Source organism: Amycolatopsis pigmentata, assembly GCF_042684065.1.
Lineage (GTDB): Bacteria > Actinomycetota > Actinomycetes > Mycobacteriales > Pseudonocardiaceae > Amycolatopsis_E > Amycolatopsis_E pigmentata.
On sequence record NZ_JBHUKR010000001.1, the window covers coordinates 90,214 to 106,748 of the forward strand.

At 67.1% G+C, this 16,535-nt stretch carries 15 protein-coding genes and 2 pseudogenes; 6 read left to right on the plus strand and 11 right to left on the minus strand.

Translation table 11 applies throughout. The features are described from left to right. Window positions 1–447: 447 nt before the first annotated feature. The gene (locus tag ACFSXZ_RS00350) at window positions 448–1,101 is read left to right on the plus strand and encodes a hemerythrin domain-containing protein (protein ID WP_378259969.1); all 654 of its coding nucleotides are present in this window, start codon (window positions 448–450) and stop codon (window positions 1,099–1,101) included. Window positions 1,102–1,211: 110 nt separating this feature from the next. On the opposite strand, the gene ACFSXZ_RS00355 is transcribed toward ACFSXZ_RS00350, so the two are convergent. The 4 genes and pseudogenes from ACFSXZ_RS00355 to ACFSXZ_RS00370 all read right to left on the minus strand — a co-directional run bounded on the left by ACFSXZ_RS00355 (window position 1,212) and on the right by ACFSXZ_RS00370 (window position 5,870). Further along, a complete protein-coding gene (locus tag ACFSXZ_RS00355) occupies window positions 1,212–3,407 on the minus strand; it encodes an ATP-binding protein (RefSeq protein ID WP_378259971.1) in 2,196 nt (731 codons plus the stop codon). 628 nt (window positions 3,408–4,035) lie between these two features. Further along, on the minus strand, window positions 4,036–5,064 hold the full coding sequence (locus ACFSXZ_RS00360) for an alpha/beta fold hydrolase (protein WP_378259973.1): 1,029 nt from the start codon (window positions 5,062–5,064) through the stop codon (window positions 4,036–4,038). A 31-nt stretch (window positions 5,065–5,095) separates the two neighbouring features. Then, window positions 5,096–5,227 (minus strand): annotated as a pseudogene (locus ACFSXZ_RS00365) (mycothiol transferase); the annotation flags it as partial. Between the two features lie 16 nt (window positions 5,228–5,243). Further along, window positions 5,244–5,870 carry a class I SAM-dependent methyltransferase gene (locus ACFSXZ_RS00370; protein WP_378259975.1) on the minus strand — a complete coding sequence of 209 codons (627 nt, stop codon included), beginning with the start codon at window positions 5,868–5,870 and terminating at the stop codon, window positions 5,244–5,246. A gap of 88 nt (window positions 5,871–5,958) precedes the next feature. Between ACFSXZ_RS00370 and ACFSXZ_RS00375 the strand changes: the two are divergent. Beyond that, window positions 5,959–6,075 (plus strand): annotated as a pseudogene (locus tag ACFSXZ_RS00375) (XRE family transcriptional regulator); the annotation flags it as partial. A 433-nt stretch (window positions 6,076–6,508) separates the two neighbouring features. Here ACFSXZ_RS00375 and ACFSXZ_RS00380 read toward each other — a convergent pair. Further along, a complete protein-coding gene (locus ACFSXZ_RS00380) occupies window positions 6,509–6,718 on the minus strand; it encodes a hypothetical protein (RefSeq protein ID WP_378259977.1) in 210 nt (69 codons plus the stop codon). Window positions 6,719–6,939: 221 nt separating this feature from the next. Between ACFSXZ_RS00380 and ACFSXZ_RS00385 the strand changes: the two genes are divergently transcribed. Beyond that, on the plus strand, window positions 6,940–7,263 hold the full coding sequence (locus ACFSXZ_RS00385) for a hypothetical protein (protein WP_378260004.1): 324 nt from the start codon (window positions 6,940–6,942) through the stop codon (window positions 7,261–7,263). A gap of 221 nt (window positions 7,264–7,484) precedes the next feature. Here the strand turns inward: ACFSXZ_RS00385 and ACFSXZ_RS00390 are convergent, their stop codons facing one another. Then, window positions 7,485–8,288 carry an FHA domain-containing protein gene (locus ACFSXZ_RS00390; protein WP_378259978.1) on the minus strand — a complete coding sequence of 268 codons (804 nt, stop codon included), beginning with the start codon at window positions 8,286–8,288 and terminating at the stop codon, window positions 7,485–7,487. Between the two features lie 60 nt (window positions 8,289–8,348). After that, window positions 8,349–10,133 (minus strand): serine/threonine-protein kinase, encoded by a 1,785-nt coding sequence (locus ACFSXZ_RS00395; RefSeq protein WP_378259980.1) that lies wholly within the window; start codon window positions 10,131–10,133, stop codon window positions 8,349–8,351. 394 nt (window positions 10,134–10,527) lie between these two features. On the opposite strand from ACFSXZ_RS00395, the gene ACFSXZ_RS00400 reads away from it, so the two are divergent. Next, window positions 10,528–11,229, plus strand: a complete 702-nt coding sequence (locus ACFSXZ_RS00400; protein WP_378259982.1) for a hypothetical protein — start codon at window positions 10,528–10,530, stop codon at window positions 11,227–11,229. A 361-nt stretch (window positions 11,230–11,590) separates the two neighbouring features. Here the strand turns inward: ACFSXZ_RS00400 and ACFSXZ_RS00405 are convergent, their stop codons facing one another. Next, window positions 11,591–11,752: a hypothetical protein gene (locus ACFSXZ_RS00405; RefSeq protein ID WP_378259984.1), complete on the minus strand. Its 162-nt coding sequence runs from the start codon at window positions 11,750–11,752 to the stop codon at window positions 11,591–11,593. A gap of 168 nt (window positions 11,753–11,920) precedes the next feature. Here ACFSXZ_RS00405 and ACFSXZ_RS00410 point away from each other — a divergent pair, with 168 nt between their 5' ends. Together ACFSXZ_RS00410 and ACFSXZ_RS00415 are read left to right on the plus strand one after the other, a co-directional pair. Then, window positions 11,921–12,187 (plus strand): hypothetical protein, encoded by a 267-nt coding sequence (locus ACFSXZ_RS00410; protein ID WP_378259986.1) that lies wholly within the window; start codon window positions 11,921–11,923, stop codon window positions 12,185–12,187. 713 nt (window positions 12,188–12,900) lie between these two features. After that, entirely contained in the window at window positions 12,901–13,743 is an 843-nt protein-coding gene (locus ACFSXZ_RS00415) for a CPBP family glutamic-type intramembrane protease (RefSeq protein WP_378259988.1), read from the plus strand. A gap of 58 nt (window positions 13,744–13,801) precedes the next feature. On the opposite strand, the gene ACFSXZ_RS00420 is transcribed toward ACFSXZ_RS00415, so the two are convergent. The 3 genes from ACFSXZ_RS00420 to ACFSXZ_RS00430 are packed head-to-tail and all read right to left on the minus strand — an operon-like array spanning window position 13,802 to window position 16,142. Then, the gene (locus ACFSXZ_RS00420) at window positions 13,802–14,464 is read right to left on the minus strand and encodes a response regulator (protein WP_378259990.1); all 663 of its coding nucleotides are present in this window, start codon (window positions 14,462–14,464) and stop codon (window positions 13,802–13,804) included. Then, on the minus strand, window positions 14,452–15,717 hold the full coding sequence (locus tag ACFSXZ_RS00425) for a sensor histidine kinase (protein ID WP_378259992.1): 1,266 nt from the start codon (window positions 15,715–15,717) through the stop codon (window positions 14,452–14,454). The genes ACFSXZ_RS00420 and ACFSXZ_RS00425 overlap by 13 nt, the downstream gene beginning before the upstream one ends. A 35-nt stretch (window positions 15,718–15,752) precedes the next feature. Next, entirely contained in the window at window positions 15,753–16,142 is a 390-nt protein-coding gene (locus ACFSXZ_RS00430; RefSeq protein WP_378259994.1) for a hypothetical protein, read from the minus strand. Window positions 16,143–16,535: the final 393 nt, after the last annotated feature.

Here is a 16,535-nt window from a genome sequence, read left to right on the forward strand (position 1 = left end):
CGCGGCAAACGTTCTCGCCGGAGATCCGGGTGACGGTGGATTCGTCCGATCGTCCACCGACGATCACGGCAACGCGCATGACGGAGACCATCGCCCAGTGCCCCGCTCGGACCAATTCTTGCAACGCGAGAATCTCCAGCCGCGGCTCCGCACGGGCCATAATGCCCCATCGCGCCCGCACGTAATCGACGAACGGCGCGTAGATGAGGCCGTCAAGCCCGTCCGGGCGGCGACGGTAACCACCGGCTTCGAGCACCTCCTCGCCAAGGCCCACCGTCGTTGCCGAGACTGAACGCCAACTCGCCAGCACCGTGCGCAAACAGGCCATGCCACACGCACGCCAGCTCCAAAAGGCATAATCCGCGCGGGTAGCGGCGCCTGACTCGGCCCACCGGGGGTCGTCCTCGGCGGCGAGTTCACCGCGGATGATCGGCCCGACCAACTCAGGTGATTCCCACTGAGAGAAATATGGCACGTCCGCCTCTACCGTCGTCACCGGCCCTCCTCGACCACTTGAGGAAACTTGCCGACCGCCAGTTGTATCCCGTTGCGGGACTTTTCTTGTACGGACGACACAAAGCGATGTTCGGTTTTTTGGATCCTATACCGAATACTGCGACACTTGGCGATGGCACGCTTTGTTCCCCGACGCCCATCACCGGCATCAAGGACAGGCTCTCAGTACACGAGACCGCGGAGGAAGAACTCGTCCACCCGGAAGTGCACCGCCGGCAGGGCGGCAAACGGGTGGCGAACGCACGCATCAAAGAAGAACACCACGCCAAGGAGTTGCTGTCCACATTGGATAAGATCGGACCGGATGCCGAAGGATTCGACACACTGCTCCGGGAACTGCGCGACGACGTCCTGGCACACGCCGAACACGAGGAACGAGAGGAGTTTCCGCTCCTACGCAAGACCGTCGACGAAAACCGCCTGCGCGCGATGGCGGACACCGTACGCGCAGCCGAAGCGATCGCACCCACCCATCCACACCCCGGCGTGGAAAGTGCGGCCGCGAACGTGATACTCGGCCCGCCCACCGCGGTCATGGACCGAACCCGGGACGCGATCCGCAGCGTACTGCGGCAACAATCCTGACGTGGGCCGTTCACGCAGAACACCTCAGGATTCGTAGCGCTTCCGCTGCGTGTCGAACCAGCCGCGTCGTGGAGCGAGCACGACAGCCCCTCGACGGCATACACGCAGCTCTACCGCTGCTCGGTGATCCAGGCCGCGATCTGGGCGCGTGAGGTGTAGCCGAGTTTATTGAGGATGTGGTCGACGTGGGATTCGACGGTGCGTCGGGCGACCACGAGGGCGGTGGCGATGTCCTTGTTGGACAAGCCCTGGGCGACCAGTGCGGCGACCTCGTGTTCACGCCGGGTCAGCGGTGTCTCACGGGGGGCGGGGGCAGGAGCGACGGGTTCCGTGGGGAGGTGTTCGCCCAGCGCGTAGGTCACGGCTTCGTCGAATGTGAAGCTTGCGCCTTGCCGGAAACCGGCTTCGTAGGCGGGGCCGCCGAGGGTGCTGCGGGCCTCGGCCTGGTACTGACTGCTCCACTCACCCGCGGTGTCCCACCCGCCGAACCATCCGCCGACGTGTTCCCACAAGGTTTCGGCGATGCCGAACAGGACGACGGCCCGCCGGACGTCCTGCTCGGCCGCGGCCACCCAACCCAGAACCTGCACACACCAGGCTATTCCTGCCTGGTCGTGGAAGGGGTATTTGAGCCGGAGGGCTTCCCGCGCACGCGCGGTCGCCTGGGGCAGATCACGCTGAAGCCAGCAGAACAGGGACAGATGAAAAAGCGCCCACGACCGCGCCCATCGTTCGCCCCGGGTCTGGCATTCGGCGATGCATTCCTGGCACAGCCTGACCCCCCGTTCGATACCACCCAGCATGCCCACGCACGCACCGAGGTCACCCAACGCCATGATCGGCAGCGGACCCTCCGCGCCAGCGTTTCGGTAATGCACCACCGCCCGCTCGTGCGCGTCGGCCGCCCCCTGCAGGTCGCTGGCGAACCACCTGGCCAAACCGATGAACAGCTGTGCGTGTCCCTGGGTGGTTTCGTCGCCGAATTCCCGCGCCAGGTCGCAGGAGTCGGACAGGACGGCCAGAGCGCGGGCGATGTCGCCTTGCGCGGCGGTGATCCAGCCGAGAGCCCACAGTGCGGTGGCTCGTTCGGGGCTGGGTGCGGTGTCGGAGGCCAGCGCCTTGTCCAGCGACCACCGGCCATCCCGGACGGCCCGCACGCCCCAATACCAATACAGCGCGCCTGCCATCCGCAGCCCCGTGCGAGCCTCGCCGGGTTCGGTACGGCAGAACTCCAACGCCACCCGCACGTTGGGACGCTCGGCGTAAAACCGCTCCAGCCACTGCGCCTGACAGGGACCGAACCAGGCCGCCTCCGCTCGTTCGGCCAGGCGCAAATAGAAGTCCCGGTGCCGTCGGCGGAAAAGCTTTTTCTTCTCTTCCCCGAGTTGCTCGCTCCCGTACTCGCGGATGGTGTCCAACATCCGATACCGGGCGACACTGCCCTCGTCACGTTTGGTCAACAGGGATTTGCCGACCAGACCGGCAATCCCGGTGAACACGTCCTCGGCCACTACGCCATCGCAGGCGCACACCTCCTCCGCGGCGGCCAGGTCGAACTCGCCCGGGAACACCGACAACCTGGCCCACACCACGCGCTCGAGTTCCGTGCACAACTCGAAACTCCACTCGATCGCCGCGCGCAGCGTCTGATGCCGGGCCGGCGCGGCCCGGCCACCGTGCGTGAGCAACTGAAAGCGATCTTCCACCCGGGCCAGGAGATCGTCGACATCGAGGATCCGCAGCCGAGCCGCGGCCAATTCGATCGCCAACGGCAACCCGTCCAGCCGTCGGCACAACCGGGTCACCGCCGCCTTGTTACCGTCGGTGACCGCGAATCCTGGCACCACGTCCGCGGCCCGCTGCTCGAAGAGCGTCAACGCCTCATACGGTTGGTCATCACCCGGTGCCCGGCCTTCCGGGGGCAGCGACAGCGGCTCGACGGGCCACACGCGCTCACCACCTACCTCCAGCGGTGCCCGGCTCGTGACCAATACCCGCAGCCCCGGCGCATTCACCAACAGGACGGCCACCAGGCGCGCACAGGCAATCACCAAATGCTCGCAGTTGTCCAACACCAGCAGCAATTGCTTGTCCGCCACGTAGTCGGCCAGCATCCTCTCGGGATCACGGTTCGACACATCGGACAAACCCAACGTCGAGGCGACCGTCTCCCCCAACAACGCCGGATCGCGCAAATCCGCCAACTCCACCAGCCACACACCGTCAGTGAACGCCCGACGCACCTTCCGCGCGACATGCACGGCCAACCGTGTCTTGCCCGTTCCCCCTACCCCGGTCAACGTCACCAACCGGGACGATCGAAGCGCGTGTTGGACTTCGGCCGCCGCCTGCGCACGACCGACAAACCCGGTCAACTCCACCGGATACCCAACCGTAACCCGACCGGACACCACGTCTTTCACCGTAATACCACCCGGCCAGCCCGACTATCCGGTCAGTCGCCACACCGCGCCGGGGCCGGACCTCGGTGGAGAGGTCGCCGAGCCCGGTGGTGGTGGCCAGAGCGATGGAGCCGGTCACCCGACGATCGTGTCGCCGAGCATCGGGCATGATCCGCCGCCGACCGCCGGATAGCGATTGGGCGAATCGTGGCTTCGGGTCCTTCGGCCAGCACGTCGTGGTTCGTATGCCGACATTAGGCCCACAGTTCGCAAGATCGCCGGGGACCGCGGTCCCCGGCGTCTTTTTTGATGTGCCGAATATTAGTCTATTGTGGACTGACACCACGTTATCGTTCAGTAACGGGGGCTCTTTTTGGGGCAGTGGTGACCTTTCTCGAAATAGGGTCACGGAAACCTGCCCCGGCATCGTCCCCTGCTGGGTCGTTCTCCGTCGCTTCTTTCGGGACGAGTTGGCCGGGCGACACACCACGCTGCGACGGAGGCGAACTCTCGCGTCGCCGTGGTGGCACGGTCATCCGTCGAGGAAACGCATCAGCTCCGCGGTGACGAACGGGGGGTTCTCTTCCATGAGCCAGTGCCCTGCGTGTGGCACGTCCACCGCACGCACGATGTTGGTCATGCGTGGGGCCGCTGTGGATCGGATCCCGTCGAGTTGCCCTTGGGCGGTCATGAGCAGGGTCGGGACACGCACCGGTGCCGCTGCCACGGTGTCGCGGACGTCCTTGTCGAGAGCGCGGTAGAGCTCGAAGCCACCCGACAGGGCCTCGGGCCGGCTGTAGGTCCGTGCGTACTCGTTGATCTCGGCGTCGGTGAACGGGGACCGATCCGAGGTGCCGCCGAACGCCTTTCCGCCGAACGAGACCTGGGGATAGAACAGTGCCAGGTACTCGCGGACGTCGTCGCTCACGACCGCCTCGGGGACCTGTCGCTGCGAGTGGAAGGCGATGTGCCAGCTCAGCGTGCGGTAGGTGGCCGCGTCGATCGCGGGTCCGGGTAGCGGCAGGTCGAGGTAGCCGAGGCGCGTGGTGTCGTCGGGGAACTGGCTGGCGTACTCGAAGGCCACCGCGGCGCCGAAATCGTGTCCGACGACGGCGGCGTCCCGGACGTTGAGCCTGCCGGCGATCAGCGTGTGCACGTACCGCGCCAGGGTGGCTTTGTCGTAGCCGGTCGGTGAGCCGGTGCTGTCCCCCAGCCCGGGAAGGTCGACCGCGTAGACGGTGTGGTGTTCGGCGAGTGCCGGCATGATCGGCCACCAGCCGTACCAGGTCTGGGGCCAGCCGTGGATCAACACCACCGGTGTGCCGCTGCCGCCGGTCACGTAGTGCACGCGGACACCGTCGACGTCGGCGAACTCGTGCCGGAAGGTGCCCTGGAACGCCGGGTCGTTCTGGGTGGCGACGGCGTAGGGGGCGACGCCGCCGGTGGTCGGCGTGGAGCAGGCCGCAACGCCGATCGTGAGCAGGAGGGTGAGTGCGAGGGTCGCCACCGTGCGCGCGGAGCGGAGGAAGCGGCCTGCCAAAGGCCGGGTTGCGGTGATCATGTGTTCCTGTCCTGTGGAGAAGCTGGTGGGGTCAGCGGCCGATCGCGCCGTCGATCAGCTCACGGAGGATGTCGGCGTGGCCCGCGTGCCGGCCGGTCTCCTCGATCATGTGAGTGAGCGCCCAGCGGACGCTGGGAGCGGGGCGTCCCGGCCGCGGTCGAGGGACCGGCGCGGCGGGATCAGGCGGTGCGGCGGATGAGCAGGACGTGGTCGGTGACCTCGGCGGTGCGCCCGTCCGGTCCGGTCGCGACCCTGCGGGGTGTGTCCGCCCGCTCGACCGTCCACGTCGCCGCGTCCAGGGCGATGCCCGAGGCGACCTCCTGCGGACTCGGGTACCGGACGTCGGGGTCCTGATTCCACGACCACGGCGCGGCCGAGCCGTGGTCGACGACCAGCAGCCGCCCGCCCAGGCGCAACCCGTGCGCGGCCGAACGCAGGACGGCCGCCCTGTCCAGGTCGAAGGGGGTGTGCAGGTAGTGGGCGCAGACCAGGTCGAACTCGCCGTGCGGAAACGACGTGTCCAGGTCGTGGCGCACGGCGGTGACCCGGTCGCCAAGGCCGTGTGCGCCGGCGAGGGCCACGAGCCGCTTGACCGCCACCCCCGAGATGTCGACGGCCATGACCTGCCACCCTTGACCCGCGAGCCACAGCGCGTCGCCACCGTCGCCGCATCCGAGGTCCAACGCGTCGCCAGGCGACAGACCGGCAACCGTCTCGGCGAGCCGAGCATTCGGCCGTGGGCCGGTGGCCGCCAGTCGAGACACATACACTTCGTCCCAGAACGTGACCGCGTCAATAGCGCTCATCAGGACCCCCTTTCGTCGGTATGCGCCCAGTCTCACCAGACGCGCACTGATCTGGCACGGAAACTTGCGGTTCTGGCAAGATGGTCGTATGGATCGCGAAACGGACGAGGTGCTCGACGCGGTAGGGCCGCGACTTCGCGCGCTGCGTCGCCACCGCGGCATCACCCTCGCCGACCTCGCGACGACAACCGGCGCGTCGGAGAGCGACCAGCACTGACTCCGGATACATCGGCACCCTGCTGGCCTGGGCCAAGGACCTTTTCGCATCACGATCGATCGCCGCCAAAGGTCGCTGTCGATGTCGCGTGGGGCCCTGACCTGTGGAATTTCATGAACGCCGACACTGTCGACTTTGACGAGACGTCACCAGCGAAACCGAGGGTATGCCCACCACCCCGGCGGAGTGACGTCTGTCGCCAGTGTCGCGATCCGCCAGGCCTGAACCTCGTTGCATTGCGCTGTTGTGTGCGACTTACTGCTCCGCACAAAAGTACCCACCGGTCCGCCGACCCTTGATGGACAAGATCTTTTCCGGAAATCCACAGTCCGAATCGGATCCAAGAACGGACACCGGTACCCCGTAAACGACTCGGGGCCGCGTGCGGACAGACTCCGCACGCGGCCCCGAAAAGGATGCCTCAGACCACCGCATTGGGCCGGATCGGCCGATGCACCGTGCCGACCGGGGCCACCTGGATCCACTCCACGTCGCTCGCGGCCACCGCGCTGGGCCGAACCGGCCGATGCAGCTGGTTCTGCGGCGTGCCGGTGACGGCCGAAGCGGCCGGTGCGGCCACGGCGAGCACGGCGCCCGCGAGAAGGGCGGCGACGGCCAGTTTTTTCATCATTGAATCCCCTTGTCCCAGTGCAACTTCCACGGCTTCCAGCTATCCGCCGATGGACTCGACCGCTCGACTCTAAGATCGCCTTTACCCGGAGGACAACACGATTCCCGCGCGGCTGCACCGGCAGGGAGCCCACTCTGCACAAAAGTACCTCCTGGCGAACACGGGAACAGGGAAGCATGTTCGGCCAATAGACAGAAGGTGTTCACGAACCCGGGGGAAGAGTGAAGTATGCCTCTTCCTCTTGGGAGAAATGGAGCCGCCGCCCCCATCGCCAGCAGCGACAGCACCGTGCCGATGCCCGCGCTTTCCACAGCGAGCGCGCGGGGCCGCCGCGCGATTTCGACCGCGTCGGCCAGCCGGTCGATCCGGTCGTCGACGATGACGGCGTCGGTCGAACCCCGCGAGCTTTCGCCGCGGTGTCCGCTCTTCCGCTGACGGTGCGACGGCGGGCTCCCCTGCCGGTGGCGCTGGTGTGCGGGGTCGGCTCGATCGGGCTGATGGTGGCGCACGGGAACGTGGCGCCGTGTCAGATCAGTCCGTTGTAGAGGGTTTGCTGTCGTTGGCGCGCTTGGTGGATATCGCCCTGTGGTCCGGTTTCGGGGCGAATGACGAGACGGTCCGAGAGGCGTGGGCGGCGGTCCGTGCGCTCCGGCGTGGGCTTGCCGGGCGCCCGTTGCTTGCCCGGGTTCGTGCGTTGTTCGGCCCACGCAGCCTCCGTGCGCCAAGGTCTTCTGCCGGACCTTGTTTGTGGGTATTCCACGGATGCTCAGTCGGCGATGACGTCGAGTTGCCGCAGGTCCGGCGGGATGAGGGTGGTGCTTTTCATGAGGTGGCGGATGAGGTTGTCGTTGAGGGCGTTGCCCAGCGGTTCGCCGACCTCCTCCCGGGTGAGGCCCGCGACGCCGTCTTTGGACAGCCGGGTGCGAGTGTCCACAATGGCGTGTTCCACCTTCTTGGCGCTCCACCTGGCGCGCGGCTGCAGTTCGGCGAGTTGCTCGGCGGTCTGCTTCCAGGTCAGCGGTTGGGGGTAGGCCTCGTGCCGCAGGTACCGCTGCCCGAGCACGATGAGGGCGAGCCGTTCGGTCTCCGAGAGGTGCCAGATTCGGGGCGGCGCCGTGGGGTCGCTGTGCCGGGGCACCGGACGCTCGTGGTCCGGTCCGGTGACGAACACTTCCAACAGGTGCTCGCGCTCACCGGAGCCTGGTACGAACAGCGGTGTGTATCCCTCGGCGAGGGGAATCGGCTCGTCCTGCGGGAAGAGCACGCGCGAACCGGGCAACCGGACCGGCAGCCGTCCGGCGGTGCTGAGCCACCACTGATGTTCGCGGTGGATCAGTCGGCCGTGGCATCGGCTGACACTACGGTCGTTCTCTCCGACGCATACGTGGACCTCCGGCCGGTTTCGTCCGAAGAGGATGGTCCGGCCATCACGAGGGCCGAAGCTGACCCCGCCGATCACACTGAGCACGTAGATCGTGCCGGGCGTCGATGCCGGGACGCCGAGGGCGAGGCTTTCGTGCCCGGCGGCAAGGTATTCACCGCCTGCCGGCGGCACTGTCTTGTCCATCATGATCTCCAGGTGGATTCGTGCCCGCCAGCATGCCGCGCCGCGCCGGGACGGGTCCCCGGCTCACGTCTTCGGCAGCTTGGCGGAGGCCGGCTGGGCGATGGCGGTGGCCAGGCCGCAGAGTTGGTCGAGCGGTTGCGGACCGGTGAGCACGACCAGCAGCAACTCGACCTTGGCCGAGGAGGCGGCGTCGGTGTAGCGGCGGTACACCACCTGCACATGGCACGCCTTGTCCTCGCTGACCTGCTCGACGAACGCCCGCCGGCCCGCGATCCAGGTCGGCTGCCCGTCGTCCGCGGTCAGCGGCTCGTTGCGGTCGAAGCGGATCAGCAGGTTCGCCCGGCTTGTCGTGCTGTGCCAGCGGCACGACCAGTGCCCAAACCCGATCTCCGGGTCCACCGCGTCGACACCGGGAAAGCGCGACAGCGCGTCCGCGTCGAGCAGTGCGCAGGCATCGACGTTGATCAGGGACGCGGGATCGGCCGGGGCGCGGCGTGCGATCTCGCCACGAGAGAGCGCCGTGACGGCAGTGTTCGTCGCGGTGTCAGCCATCGCGCAAAGATCCGCTGGGCCGGTCCCGTTCTGCCGGGCGGCGATCGCGACGCGGTTGCCGCCCGCGAGCAGCAGGGTGCGGTCGCATTCCTCACCGTCGAGGGGCTCGCGCACGATGCCGATTCCTCCGACCTGGTCCACACCGGCCGGGGCATCGTCGGAGCCGGCCGCGTCCAGCTCGGTCTTGACATCGACCTTGCTGTTACCCGAACTGACGACGACGTCGCAGCGGTCGAAGTTGCCGTACTCGGGATCCCGCTCGGCTTCGCCGAATCGTGCCAGCGCGGACGCGTCGGTCAGCGCGCACGGGTCCGCCGTGCGCGGATCTCCGAGGGCCGGCACAGCCTGGCGACTGCTGCTTTCGGGGCCAGGCAACGGATTCGCGGTGCTGCCGCCGGAACTGGTCGCCGGGTTGACCATGAACCACGCCGCTGTCGCCGCCGCGACGATCATTGCGCCCGACACCGGCACCAGCTTCGGCCAGCGCCGGGCTGGGCGGACGCTGTCTGCCGCCTGTCGCAGCAAACGCTGGGCTTCGGCCGCCGTGGGCCTTTTCGCCGGGTCGACCCGCATCAGGCGGGACAACACGGGAGCCAGCGGTGAGTGGGGGTCCGGGGCGGCCACGTCGGCGGCGATCGTGCGCCGCCAGACCGCGCCCTGGTTGTCGGTGGGGCCGAACGGTGACACGCCCTCCGTGAGGGCGTACAGCGTGGCGCCAAAGGAAAACAGGTCGCCGGCTGGGGTCGCCTCGTGTCCCCGCGCGACCTCCGGGGCGATGTACCCCGGGGTGCCGGCGATCAGGGCGCTGCCGGTGACCGTCACGTCCGCGTGCATGAGGCGGGAGATACCGAAATCGCTCAGCTTGACCCGGTCATCGGCGGTGACGAGGATGTTCGCGGGCTTGATGTCGCGATGCACGACGCCGACGGCGTGTACCGCCGCGAGCGCACCGGCCAGTTGGGCGCCGTAGCGCGCGACGCGGTCGGGCGGCAGCTTTCCGTGCCGGGCGAGGTTCGGCGCCGACGTGTACTCCATCACCAGCCACCACTCGCCGTTCTCGGACACCGTGTCGAACACGGTGACGACGTTCGGGTGGTTGAGCTTCGCCAGGATCCTGGCCTCACGGCGGAGCAACCGCATCCGGTCGGCGCCGCCGCTCCCAGGCAAGAGCGCGTGCTTGAGCGCCACCACCCGATCCAGATCCTGGTCATGAGCGCGCCACACCACACCGTTCCCGCCGGCATCGACCTCCTCGTCCAGCCGGTACCGGCCGGCAACCAACTCCCCCGGGCGCACGGCACCACTCTAGAGCCTTGACCGGACATTTACGGCTGAAACTCCGTCATGCAGCCCGGACGTGGGACCGCGGCGGTTCGCGCGCCGACACGGTCGCGCTCCGGAAACCGTGCGGGGAGGGGTCCCGGCAGGAGCATGCCATCGTGAGCTCGTTGGCGCCGGAGCGACCGGTGTCCGTGGAACGGGATCCGGCAATAACGGCGTGCTGAGAAAGGGCATTATGACCAGGACACTGCTTGGCATCGCGGTGATCACCGCCTTGCTCACCCCGGCCGCGGCGTCAGCGGCCTTGTCGGCGAATCCTCGCCGAGACGGCAGTCCCGCCTGCACCCGGCAGGTGGCGGTCGAACCCGGTGACATCGTCTGCATCGAAACCGTCGCGGGAACCCGGCGGTTGGAGATCACCAAAGGGGGCACGGCCGACCGACCACTGATCTACGCCGGCCACGGGCAGCAGGTCGCGGGCATCGATGTCCACGCCGACAACGTCGTCGTGGACGACTACACGATGAACCGGCCGGCGGCGCCCGGGATCGAGATCCACGGAAACAATGTCACCGTCGAAAACAGCACGGTCACCGCGCCGCAGGGCGGAGACGGCGACGGGCTGCGCTTCTTCGGTAATGACATCAGGATCCTGCGCAACACCATCACCGATACCGATAACAGCACCGGCGCGCATGCCGACTGCATGCAGACCTTCGCCACCGACGACGAGGACGTTGCCAGCCAGCACATCCTGATCGACGGTAACCGGTGCGAGCGGATCGACAACATGTGCCTGATGGCGGAAGGCCCGAACTCCGAAGCGGGTGACGGCAGCGGCAGAGGTGTCTCTCGGGACTGGACCTTCCGCGACAACTACTGTCAGACCCGACAGGCGTCGCAGACGGTGATGATCGACGACGTGCAATACGTGACCCTCAGCGGAAACACCTGGGCGGCCGGACCGGACCACGCCATCGGCCTGCAGAACCATTCCACCAACGCACACGTTATGAACAACAAGCTCGACCCGTCCATCCGCTGCGAAGTCGGGATCGACGACTCCTCCCGCAAGGGGTACCAGGGACCAGCGCCCCGCTGTGCACCTTGACGGCGCTTCGAAAGGATCCGTACCAGTGTGTGCCGCGACGGGTGGCCCCAGTGACCGGTCCGCACGCACAAGGCCTCGACGTCGCGAGAACGGTCGCAGTCCGAGCGCCGTCAGTGCCCGAGCTTGTGCCGTTCGACCAGGCTTAGCCGCGCGGGGACGGTCAGTCCGGGGAGCGGATCGAACCGGGCGTAGCCGGCGGCCGACACCGGGCCTGCCACCGGCTCGTTCGAGCGACGCCACCGGATCGGCAAGGGGCGGGATGCACCAACCGTCGATCGTTGGCGGCCGCTGTCCACTGATTCCACGACGCCGTCGCCAACAGGCCCACGTCCTCGTCTGAGGGTGCGCCAAAGGATTGGGCTCAGCCGTCGCTCATCCGGTCGCGGTGGTCCGGATGGCGTTGAACCCGTGGTGGCGGGGCGGCGCTGATACGTGGTCCCATGCTCGGCTGTTCTCCGGATGTGTCGACCGCGGCACAGGCTTCGAGCACTTCGTCGGTGGAGGCGGCGACCACGGACGGCATCGGCGGTCCGCTGGCCGAGTTCGCCGCGGGCACTGAAGCTTCGATCGGACATTTGGGCAGCGAGGACGACCGTATGTACCAACGTTGCCCGACCGCGACCTCGGGGGCCGCGATTCCGGTAGAATTCCCCCAAATCCGTTGACGTCAACCATCTATCGAAGGATCCGAATGTTGCGAAAAGTCATTGCCAGCGTCGGTCTGGCGATGTCGGCTTTCACCGGTGCCGCCTTGCTGGCCCCGGCAGCGGCACAGGCGGAGGGACGCTGGGTATACGTCCAGTGGTGGTCGGCAACCACGCCGACGGAAAACAGTGCGGCGCACTTGCGCTGCGCCGTGACGGCGCAGCAGAGCTACTCTGGCCACAACTTTCAATGCCGCGACATCCCTAACGCCAATACCTTCCCTCGCCGTGTCGAACTGTGGGTGGAGTATTGAGCCTCGCTGTGAGGCGAATGTTCAGGTTTGTGAGCGTCTCTGAAGTCGGGAAGGCGCGCGAGGTGACCTCTGGCCTGCGGTGATGCGAGTCTTTGTACTGGCATGATCGCGGCGCGAGAGGTCACCTTCGTCTTTCGCTGACGAGCGGATCACCTTCGACGGCCATCACCCCGCACGGCTGCTGTCGAGGCCAGTGAGTGCGGCGAGGGGTGCTGCGCATCGGCCGCTGCCGGACTCGCGATGTCGCAACACCTCCATTGTGGAATTGGGAGTGTGTCGTGGCACAAGGAAAGGGCGCGGGCTGCGATCGCGGTTGGTCGACCGCCGTTGTCTCCAGGGCGACCGCCGATCAGCCGACGTGACGAGCGGCAGCGTTTCTAAGCCGGTTGTCGCGACGACCGGTTGAATCCGGGGAATATCGAGCCATCCGCTATACCGAGCGCTTGGCAGAAGCAGAAGCGGTCGTCTCGGTCGGTTTCGCGCGGGGATTCCGACACCCCAAGGGTGAGCACGCTCCCAGGGCGGGGTATAGCCTGCTGTACCCCCTGTTCGGGTGCCCAGGGGAATGATCTCAGCCGGCATCACTGGTGTGCTTGTAGCAGCAAGCCAGGACCAGTCTCAAAGGACAAAGTGATGTCACTGTCAGGGAAGTTGAGTACAGATCACCCCCCACTCCGGGCGGGATCCGCGGCGTTATCGGCCGGTATCCGCTGGTGTCGTTCTTTGTGTTGGCGTATGTGCTGAGCTGGACGGCGTGGGCACCGTATGTACTGTCTGAGAACGGTCTGGGGATTCTGCACTTCAAGTTTCCCATGGTCGGCGGTACCTCGCAGCTGGCCGGTGTGTTGCCAGGCGCTTTCGTGGGGCCGATCCTGTCGGCGCTCCTGGTGACCGCGGCGGCGGACGGCAGGCCGGGGCTGCGTGTATGGGGCGGGCGGTTGGTCAAGTGGCGGGTCAACTGGCGCTGGTATGTCGCGGTTGTGGTCGGTGTTCCGGCAGCTCTGTTCTTCACCGCGATTCCGTTGTCCGACGACCATATCGGAAGCCTGCCGACCGAGGCACTGGTTGCCTACGTTCCCGCGTTGATCATGCAGATGTTCACGACCGGACTCTCGGAGGAGCCCGGCTGGCGTGACTTCGCCCTGCCGCGCATGCAGCGTCGGTTCGGCCCGGTCGTCGGCAGTTCGATTCTGGGCCTGCTGTGGGCGGTCTGGCACTTTCCGCTGTTCTTCAGCGACTGGGGTGGCCCGGCGGTGGACTGGTTGACCTTCGTCGAATTCACCGCCGTCTGCATCGCGTTCAGCCTGGTCATGACCTGGGTGTTCAACCGGACGAGGGAGAGCCTGCCGGTGGCGATCCTGCTGCACACCAGCGTCAACAACTTCTTCTCGATCGCGTTCTCCGGGCTTTTCCCGACCCTGACCGACCGGGACACCACGCACGTGTTCCTGATCAGCGCTAGCATCGTGGCGAGCGTGCTGCTCATCATGACCCGTGGCCGCCTCGGCTACCGGCCGGTCGACCGACAACCGACCGAGACCATCGCGACGGTCTGAACCATCCCGCTGTGCCGGGTCTCGACCCCTGACCAGTGTTCCTTCACGGGAAAACCGGTCAGTGGTCGAGGTTGTTCGCGTTTTTGAGGTAGTGGAGGACGGCGGCCACGCGTCGGTCCGTCCGATCGGTCGGTGGCAGGTCGAGCTTGGCGAAGATACTGCGGATGTGCTTGTGGACGGCGCCGTCGGTGACGACGAGCCGTTCGGCTATGGCGCCGTTGCCCAGGCCTTCGGCCATCAGCGTCAACACCTCGCGTTCCCGTGCGCTAAGCCGTCCCAGGCAGGTGTCGGGTCTGGTATGGACCAGCATCTGCGCAACGACTTCCGGGTCGATGGCCGTGCCACCGGCCGCCACCCGGTGCAGCGCGTCCAGGAATTCCTCGACCTGCCCGACGCGGTCCTTGAGCAGGTAGCCGAGCCGAGTGCCGCCGTGGATGAACAACTCGGTGGCGAACGCCTGCTCGACGTAGGCTGACAGCACGAGCACGGCAAGTTCGGGCCGACGGCGCCGAGCCTCGACGGCCGCCACGATCCCTTCGTCGGTGTGGGTCGGCGGCATCCGAACATCCACGATGGCCACATCAGGCGCGTGGTCGCTCACCGCTGCGAGGAAATCGTCGGCGTTGCCCACAGCGGCCACCACGTCAAGGGATTCGGCGCGCAGCAGCAGCGTGAGACCCACGCGCAGCAGTGAGTCGTCCTCGGCGATCACAATCCGCATGGCAGGCTCACACTCAAAACGGTCGGTCCACCAACGGGGCTGGACATAGTGAACGTCCCGTCGTGCGCTTCGATACGCTGACGGATACCGGTGATCCCGGACCCGCCGTGCTCGTTCGCTCCGCCGTCCCCGTTGTCGGTGATGTCGACGAACAACCTGTCGCCACGATTGCGGAGCCGCACGGTGACCTCATCGGCGTTGCTGTGTTTGGCGACGTTGGTAAGCGCTTCGGCCACCACGAAATAGGCGACCGCTTCGAGGGAGGCAGCGTACCGGTCGGACAGGTTGGCATCAATGCGGCAACTCACCGGACAGGACACGGCCAGCGCGGCGAGCGCATCGGGAAGGCTGCGCTCAGTCAACACCGGCGGCAGGATACTCCGCACGACCCGGCGCAGTTCGATCAGCGCCTCCTCGGCCGCTTCCTGGGCATGCCCGAGGAATTCCCCGACGCCGACCGGATTCCGCTCCAGCGCGCGTTGCGCCGCGCCGAGCAGGATAGTGACGGCGACGAGCCGGTTCTGCGTTCCGTCGTGCAACGACCGCTCGATCCGCCGCAGTTCCGTGGCGTGCGCGTCGAGCGCGGCCGCACGAGTCGCGGTCAACTCCGCGACGCGCAGCGCGAGATCCGTGCCGCGGGCCGGTGGCAACAACGCGGTTCCCGGCCACGCCTGCAACCAAGCCATGCCAGGCAGGATGAGCACGGCGACCACGGCCGCCGCCAGACCCGACAGACAGACGGTCAGGGCACCCGCCCAGTCGTGCACCATCCAGAATCCGAGCGACGGACCGGCGAGGTTGGCGGGTACCACCTTCCACCACAACGGAAGCGAAACGTCGTGTACCACGTCGAGCGGTAAGGTCAAGGCGATCAGACCGATCAGCAGCCCTCCGGTCCCGTGCCAGACCACCCAGGAAAGTTCCCGCCGGACGGGCGAATCCCGCAACGCGGCACCGATGTGGGCCGGTACCGGCTCCGGGGTGAGGATTTCCGGCTTCCACCGGGACAGGCGCGCGCGCTCCCGGTCGGCAAGGGTCCGCACTATCCGCAACGCGCCTGGCGCCAGCAGGACCCCGACACCGACGACACACAGTGCCACGACGACCAGCAGATACAACACCACGCTCGCGGCGAGCACCGCGGTGCCCACCCCGCCGACGACGCGATCCAACGAGTCCAAGGTGAGGTGGGCGCGGGCGGCGATGTCCCGCCAATGCGCGGCGCGCTGTCCGTCAGGGGCCGACCTTCCCACCCGGAGAGGTTAACAACACGAAACCGCCACCCGCCTTAGCCAAGCTGCCTGCGCGGGAGCGCGACCACCTCGCGGATCGCCTTCTGACCCTCCGCGGCAAGCTCCCGGAACTTGTCGGCATCGGCGATGCCGGACTCCTCTTGGTAGCGAGCCAGCACGCGAAGCCCGGTGAGGTCGTCCACGGAGATGATGGAGAATCCGGCGTCCTCCGCCGCCGTGACCAAAGTGGACAACGGGCGCGCGTCTCCCCAGCCGAAGATGTCCTCACTGACGTACCTCGTCCCCGGTCGCGACGCGAACCGGGCACGAGCGCGCTCGTTGCGAAACGTGCCACCCCGGCGCAGCACCGCTTTGCGGCGACCGAACATCTCGTCGAGATCGCCGCCGCACAGGGAAAGAACGGAACTCGAGAAACAGTCGGCCACCGAGCGTCGAGTTCGATGTTGGACAGCGGGTTACCCCCGGCGAAGGCGTAGCGGTTGCCCGTATAGGGGTCGGTGGTCATGCGGGTGTCGGCGAAGGCACCCTCGTACATATCCCGGGTGAGGAACCGGTTGGCGCCGGGGTCGACCCCGACGCCCCGTTGCCGGTGTTCTTGTCGACCCCGGTGTCCTGACTGCTGTCGTCCTTGCCGTAGGCGGTGTAGCCGTAGGTGGCCTTCGTGTTGCCTGTGGCGTCGGTGATCGCCTGGAGGATTTTCCGGTTGGGTGGGGATAAGATCGCAGGTCGACGTTGGCGTCCGTGGTGGTTGTGGCACTCTGCTAGTACTGCAACGGCACTCGCTTGCTCCGTAGTGGATCATGGCGTCGTGGTGGTTG

Coding starts and splice junctions, on each gene's coding strand:
- ACFSXZ_RS00360 (WP_378259973.1), bottom strand. CDS start 5,064: ATGATCACCGCAACCCGGCCTTTGGCAGGCCGCTTCCTCCGCTCCGCG.
- ACFSXZ_RS00370 (WP_378259975.1), bottom strand. CDS start 5,870: ATGAGCGCTATTGACGCGGTCACGTTCTGGGACGAAGTGTATGTGTCT.
- ACFSXZ_RS00380 (WP_378259977.1), bottom strand. CDS start 6,718: ATGATGAAAAAACTGGCCGTCGCCGCCCTTCTCGCGGGCGCCGTGCTC.
- ACFSXZ_RS00390 (WP_378259978.1), bottom strand. CDS start 8,288: ATGATGGACAAGACAGTGCCGCCGGCAGGCGGTGAATACCTTGCCGCC.
- ACFSXZ_RS00405 (WP_378259984.1), bottom strand. CDS start 11,752: ATGCCGTCCGTGGTCGCCGCCTCCACCGACGAAGTGCTCGAAGCCTGT.
- ACFSXZ_RS00410 (WP_378259986.1), top strand. CDS start 11,921: ATGTTGCGAAAAGTCATTGCCAGCGTCGGTCTGGCGATGTCGGCTTTC.
- ACFSXZ_RS00420 (WP_378259990.1), bottom strand. CDS start 14,464: ATGCGGATTGTGATCGCCGAGGACGACTCACTGCTGCGCGTGGGTCTC.